Source organism: Aquicoccus porphyridii, from assembly GCF_008369105.1.
GTDB classification, from domain to species: Bacteria; Pseudomonadota; Alphaproteobacteria; order Rhodobacterales; family Rhodobacteraceae; genus Aquicoccus; species Aquicoccus porphyridii.
This window is the reverse complement of the sequence record NZ_VINQ01000119.1, coordinates 1-466: the sequence shown is the minus strand read 5'-3', so window position 1 is coordinate 466 and position 466 is coordinate 1. Positions and strand designations below refer to the sequence as shown.

General features: G+C 64.6%; 1 protein-coding gene. It reads left to right on the top strand.

Translation table 11 applies throughout. The features are described from left to right. A partial coding sequence (locus tag FLO80_RS23835) for a TRAP transporter large permease subunit (RefSeq protein ID WP_149187143.1) occupies positions 1-298 on the top strand: 298 nt, incomplete at its 5' end. Positions 299-466 lie beyond the last annotated feature (168 nt).

The following is a 466-nucleotide window of genomic DNA, read 5'->3' as shown; positions in this document are numbered from 1 at the left end:
CATGGAGCCCTCGGCGATCGTGCTGATCCTGGCGCCGATCTTCTTCCCCATCGCCATGAAGCTGGGCATCGACCCGATCCACCTGGGCATCGTCATGGTGGTGAACATGGAGATCGGCCTGGTACACCCGCCGGTCGGCCTCAACCTGTTCGTCACTTCGGCGGTCACCGGCATGCCGCTGGGGGCGACCATCCGCGCGGCGCTGCCGTGGCTGATGATCCTGCTGCTGTTCCTGATCCTAGTGACCTACGTGCCGTTGATCTCGCTGTGGCTGCCGGGCCTGCTGGGCATGAGCTGAGGTCGCGGCGGCGGGGCGCGGGACGCGCTCCGCCGCTGGCGCAAGGCTACGATCGGCGCGGCTTATAGCTACTATCGGCGCTGTCGCGCAGTGGTAAGACCATGGTCGTATGGTTCGTGGGGTGTGCGCTCGCTACAACTGGGCACAACAAAAACAACACTCACGTAC